The sequence below is a fragment of the Rahnella woolbedingensis genome, from assembly GCF_003602095.1.
GTDB lineage: Bacteria > Pseudomonadota > Gammaproteobacteria > Enterobacterales > Enterobacteriaceae > Rahnella > Rahnella woolbedingensis.
In genome coordinates this window covers 1-5803 of record NZ_RAHH01000061.1, presented here as the reverse complement: position 1 = coordinate 5803, position 5803 = coordinate 1, and the positions used below count along the sequence as shown (strand labels likewise).

Here is a 5803-nt window from a genome sequence, read left to right as displayed (position 1 = left end):
TCCTAACAAAACCCCTTTTAATAAATTGTCCGTTTTATATTTTTTGTGGTATGTTCTTTTGTTCCACAAAACTCCTCGGGTTAAAATAAAAACGAATTTGGGGGCGGGTGGGGGGGGGGTTATTCACTGAATAAACATCATTCCTTTAATCTGTTTACTTTCATTATGGATAATAATACCTATCTGGATGAACCCGATAGCCGTTTCTATCTATCCTGGAGTTATCAGTTCTCAGACTAATAACCTGCCTCAAAATTTAATTCTAAACATCCTCGTATTGGAATGTTTTTGCTTTCAAACGATATCATAAAGATGAATCGCGTAGTCTGCGTACAAATAACCTTAATAACGGGTAATGATTATGAAAAAAGTTAAATATATCAGTAGTTTAATCTTAATATCAGTGATGTTCTCTGGTAATTTGTATGCGATAGATAAAACATCCGGCGGCGCACTGGCCGGTGCGGCGATTGGCGCTGCAACGGGTAAAAGTGTGAGAAGCACAGCAGGTGGCGCGGTGGTCGGCGGCGGTACAGGTGCCATGCTAAAGCATGGTGAAACCGGGAAAGCCGCTCGTACAGGCGGTGCCGTCGGGGCTGCCGTGGGCGGTGTTGCTGCTGCGGCTACGGGGAAAAGTGTGATGAAAGGCGCAGCGGTCGGTGCCGGAAGCGGGGCACTGGTTGGCGAGGCGACCGAGTAAAATCGCAATGTGTGTGCCTGATTTTTTTAGGTCGGAAGCTATTGTCTGAAAATATTACCGCTCAAACCCGCGTTGTTAAGGCGAGTTTGAGCGTAAAAAAACCTTTCCTCCCGATTTATCAGAGTGGCGGACAGGTAATCTTACTGATCGCATTCTTATAATCTTTCTGATTGTTCTTCTCCAGTGCGACCTTGGCAACACGTATTGCATACTGATTATCTTCTGACGCCAAAATTTTATTTGCCCAGGCGTCGTCAGATATTTTCTGTTTCGGCTGGCATTTCTCTTTTGTGTCCCGCACAAGTTGCTGTTTATTCGCACCAAATTCCAGGCCGTCGAGCCCTGATTTCGCAAAAGTGACACCCGGGATAACTATGCATAACACGAGAGGAAGCACGCGTACAATATTCATTGTGATCTCACCTGCATCTGGTTGTTAACAAAGGGGATGTATCGAATATATGTCCAATATCGACATTAAGCAAACCGGCCATTATTTCGTCATAGAGCGACCATGCTCTATGACGATGGAATTTTAATTCAGGTGAGACTTAAAAATTGTTCTGCGAAGGGGCTAAGAACGGTGATCGAAATGACACATCAGTGAACCTGACCAGTGATCAATAGTCAGTGATCGATATACAGATAATGCATCCAGCTGGTCATGCGCAGTAAGACTTTGCGCAGCAGGGAAAGATGCTCAAAATAACCTGAGTACACGGCAACTTGCCCCATGGTACCGGCCGGAAGCTGAGACACATCCGCCGCATCATCCAGCGCTATTTCGGCATAAATGCCATCAAGTTTGGGATCCAGCGTCAATCCCTGCAAATGCCCCTGAGCCTGATAACTGCTGTTGGCAACCATGGGAAGAATTTGCGTGATTTTCCCTGAAACCACTTTGCCCGGCAGACCGTTGAACACCACTTCAGCCTCATCACCTGCGGTCAGACGCAAAGCCGAGTTCTGGCGGAAGACCGCATAAATACTGGTTTTCTGCTCCGGAACAAACACCATTACAGGCCGCAAAGGGAGGGGGCGAACAAACATCCCCGGCTTGAGCAGCAGTTGCGTCACATAGCCTTCACTGGGCGCACGGACGATGGTTTTATCAAGATAATATTCAGCTTGTTTCAGATTCGCTTTCAGCTTGTAGACGGTCGCATTTTCACCCCCAACCATGGCATTCAGTTGCGCTGTGGTCTGGTCTCTTTTGGCCTGAGTCGAACGCCATTGAGCCTGTGCAGCAAGATATTGTTGCTGTGCGCGCACGACTTCCTGATCGGTAAACGGGCTTTTCATCTTGTCGCGACTGCCATTGCGATAACGGTCAGCATCCTTTTGCGCTAAATCATGCACGGCCTTGGCCTGACTGATATCTGCGGTTTCAGCAGCAAGGCGGGCTTTAAGCATCTCCACGTCCTGCATGGCAATTTCAATCTCGCCTTTTATGGCATCAACCTTTGCCTGATAAGCCGTCGGGTCGATGCGGAAAAGAAAATCTCCCGCATTCAGCCTTTTATTCGCGTGGGGTGTGACTTCCACCACCACCCCTTCAACTTCGGGGATAACAGGCAATGTGACGGTAACCATCTGGGCCCGTTCAGAGTAAGGATGGTTATAATTCATCAGTAACAGCAAGGAGCCCAGCATAATAATGCCGCCCAACACTGCGGTCGGTACGCTCCATTTATTCAGCGGGATTTTGAAGAATTTAAATATACCAATACAAAAGGCGGTATAGGTGAGAATTAGCAATAAATCCACGATACTTCCTGATCAGTTAGTCGTTCGGTAAAGATGTGTCACGTTTTTCAGGTTGCTGAGCCTCAAGCGCAGCGAGCCTTTTACGTAATTCATCCAGCTCGCCGTTATTATGTGAAAATCCCCACCCCCGATCTTCGCGATATAACATCGCCCAAATCCACAGGAATGGCCATAAAACATGGAGGGTGAGTAAACTGACCCAGCCAGCTGCGTGGATAGCATCCTGATGCGGATGATTACGGTGAGTCGCAATTTCATAAGGAATATCATGAACCATGATCACGCCGTAAAAGAGAGCCAGGCCGACGAAGATAAGTACGCCGAGAGCGAAATAATCGAGAAACACGAAGGGAGACTCCAGTTGCGATAAAGAACTGCAGAACATATAAGCTTAATGGAGGTTTGGCTATTTCGGGTTGATTCAAAAATAAATAATATAGATATTGGTATTTTTCGGCGTTTATATATTATTTAAAAATAAACTTTTATCTCTTTTAGGTTAATGCGCAAAGTGCCTGTATTCAAACAGAACTGAATTTGGATTTAAATCCATGGATTAGCAGCCATACGACAATTCTTTCGGGAAATGCCGGAATGTTTTTGTCGGCTATACTACAGGAACGTAGTTTACCCCCATCTGGACAGGACGCTATCATGATAACCCCACTCCCAAAACGCCCGGAATCCTCCATGCAGCAGGTGATTGCCGCTCTGCAACCGGCGGGTATTGAAATGGACATTGTTCCGCGCAAGCGGGTGCTTTGGGAGTATAAACAAAATCCGCAGATTTTTATCTTCCAGCAAGGGGAGATGTCTGTCCTGCGTGCCTCCGACGGGCTGGTGGTTGCGACAGCGTATGAGCCCACTATTTTCGGTATCGCAGAAAGTATCCAGCCACTGCACTGTCATATTCTGCGGGCGGAAACGGAATCATCTATGCTCAGAATGGATGCCAGTGTGGCGCATGACATCCTCACAAAGAACAATCTCTGGCAGGACGTTTCGGTCATTTTGACCTACTACACCAATTATCTGTTTTACCGTGATGCATTACTGGTTCAGCAGCGGACTTATTCTATTATCCGTGGTCACTTGCTGGAGTTAGTTCAGCTCCCGCTGGAATTTCGCTTAAAGGTGACGATACTTGATTACATTCAGGAAAGAACACTTCTCTCTCGCAGCAGTGTTTTGAATGTCATCTTTGCCCTGAAGAATGGCGCATATATTAATATTAAGCGTGGCGGGTATTTACTGGAAGTGATCAACCTGCCGTCAAAGTTCTGAACCGTAATGGATTTAAAATTAAACTAATAAGGTCTGCGGTACATAAAATCAGCGCAGTATACTTGGGCTATATTGGCGTGTTATTACTTAATTCTCTGATGATATTAATTATTGCGAGGTTTTTTCCGAGGTAATAGATACAGCTGTAACGAATGCCTATTAGCGAAAAATCAATGTCATGAATCCTTTAGTTTTCTACAAAAAATCAGTTATCTGCCTCCTCGGTATTTACTTTATCATTCTGATGCATGTTTACCAGCCGAATATGGGTGGATCGGGGCTTAACCTGCCTGGAAACATTGTCGGCTGGCTGATGATTACCGGCATTTTTTTCCTGGCGGTGGCTTTCTCGCTGGGTAACCGCAGGCTGGTGGTATCTCGCTCTTTGACGCTCTACATAGGCGCCGCCTGTCTGCTGGCCATACCTCTGCTCTATCCCGACGTTCGCTGGATAAACATTATCGAACGCATGTTGGGTCTGGCGGGCGGAATCGCTTTGTATGCAGTGCTTCAGCAATGCCATGTCATTAAGAAAAACCGCACCCTGGTTCTGAGCTTTATCCTGCTGTCTGTCTGGGTTGAAGCAGTTTATGCACTGTTGCAGCTTTTCGTTTTCAAGGCCGGAAACTGGATGGAGTTTGTCCCGGGAACCGGTGCTTATGGAATATTCCAGCAGAGAAACGTTCTGGCGAGTTACGTTGCGACGGGGGCCGGTATTGCCGCCTATTTGTTTATAGGAAGATTGTATTTTGTCCGGCGTTCCTCCCCTCATTCTGCCTTTCTGCAAAAAATTATTGATGCAGCACTTCTGCTGAGCATTTTTATTTTCTCCTTTCTTATCGTCATGCTTTCCTCGCGTATTGGCTATCTGGGGGGAATTGCCGCAATTGCCGTATTACTGAGCGTCTTCGGCAAAAAATACCCGGCCCGTGCCGCTGCGATCCTTTGCGCTGTGCTGGCCGGCGGGCTGACGGCAAAATTTGCCCTGCCGGACGACTGGCTGAAAACGCTGGCGCACGAAGATTCAAATGTTCAGCGCATGGTCATGATTAAACAGTCATTGGCGATGATTGCGGCGAAGCCCTGGCTGGGCTGGGGTTATGGCGGATTTGAATACCACTTTCAGCATTTTCTGGCGGCGCTGCAACCCGCTATCCCCAATTATGGTCTGGTAAAGCATCCGCATAACGAACTGCTGTTCTGGTGGGTGGAAGGCGGCATTGTCGCGCTGGCGGGGATGGTGATGCTGGGCGCCGGATATCTGCAACCGCTGTTTAGTGCATTTAGTCGCGAGCGGCTGGCTCTCTGGAGCTTAACGCTGCCCATCGCCCTGCATACGATGACCGAGTATCCGCTGTATCAGTCGGTTGCGCATTACGTGGTGCTGATCCTGCTGCTGGTGATGGCAGATTCCTTTCGCCATCGCACTGTTGTCTTGTTATCGCAGAACCCCCGGCATTTTTCAGGCATCAGGGTTATCGCGCTGATGGGGCTGGCGGGCGGCATACTGTTCTTTATCACCGGTTTGCAGACGAACAACGTCCTGACAATGGCTGAGCGTAACGGGTTGAGAGACTTCTCGCAGGCGCAAAAATTGATGAACCCCCACATACAGTGGCAACGTTTTGAGTTTGACCGGCATGTTAACCAGTTAATGGTATTCAACATGACCGGCGATGCCCGCCATCTTCTCATCTATGACGCCTGGGCCGAAAAATACTCCCAAACTCATGTCGATCCGAATGTGTATCTGACGCGGGCCAAAATTGCACGCGTGCTACACAACGACGCTAAAGCGCAGGAATTATATCGCGAAGCTCAGAGGTTAACGCCAATCAGTCGTCACGGGATGGTCAATCTGCTCAAACCGGCAGAAGGCTAAGGGCATTTTTAAATTAAGGAGTTGTTCATGTTGAATATTGCTGTTATGCACTGCAATGCCTTCTGGGAAGAGGGGTTGACCCTTTTACTGGCGTTGTTGAATAAATCGGATTTAGATAAAAGCTCCCCTCGTCGCTGACTCCCTCAGGCAATCCGTACACTTTCTGGCAT

Annotated in this window: 6 protein-coding genes; 3 read left to right on the top strand and 3 right to left on the bottom strand. The window is 47.7% G+C overall.

Annotation, left to right across the window (positions count from 1 at the left end; translation table 11 throughout):
- Positions 1 to 361 precede the first annotated feature (361 nt).
- Positions 362 to 700, top strand: a complete 339-nt coding sequence (locus D6C13_RS24950; protein ID WP_120135303.1) for a glycine zipper family protein — start codon at positions 362 to 364, stop codon at positions 698 to 700.
- Between the two features lie 118 nt (positions 701 to 818).
- On the opposite strand, the gene D6C13_RS24945 is transcribed toward D6C13_RS24950, so the two are convergent.
- From D6C13_RS24945 to D6C13_RS24935, 3 genes are all read right to left on the bottom strand, one after another.
- Entirely contained in the window at positions 819 to 1112 is a 294-nt protein-coding gene (locus tag D6C13_RS24945; protein ID WP_120135302.1) for a YicS family protein, read from the bottom strand.
- Positions 1113 to 1327: 215 nt separating this feature from the next.
- Positions 1328 to 2467, bottom strand: a complete 1140-nt coding sequence (locus D6C13_RS24940; protein ID WP_120135301.1) for an HlyD family secretion protein — start codon at positions 2465 to 2467, stop codon at positions 1328 to 1330.
- A gap of 16 nt (positions 2468 to 2483) precedes the next feature.
- Positions 2484 to 2813, bottom strand: a complete 330-nt coding sequence (locus D6C13_RS24935; protein ID WP_208642948.1) for a DUF3302 domain-containing protein — start codon at positions 2811 to 2813, stop codon at positions 2484 to 2486.
- A gap of 305 nt (positions 2814 to 3118) precedes the next feature.
- Here D6C13_RS24935 and D6C13_RS24930 point away from each other — a divergent pair, with 305 nt between their 5' ends.
- Both D6C13_RS24930 and D6C13_RS24925 read left to right on the top strand, forming a co-directional pair.
- Complete coding sequence (locus tag D6C13_RS24930; protein WP_120135304.1) at positions 3119 to 3751, top strand: helix-turn-helix domain-containing protein; 633 nt, start codon at positions 3119 to 3121, stop codon at positions 3749 to 3751.
- 178 nt (positions 3752 to 3929) lie between these two features.
- Positions 3930 to 5633, top strand: a complete 1704-nt coding sequence (locus tag D6C13_RS24925; protein WP_120135299.1) for a PglL family O-oligosaccharyltransferase — start codon at positions 3930 to 3932, stop codon at positions 5631 to 5633.
- The last annotated feature ends 170 nt before the right edge of the window (positions 5634 to 5803 follow it).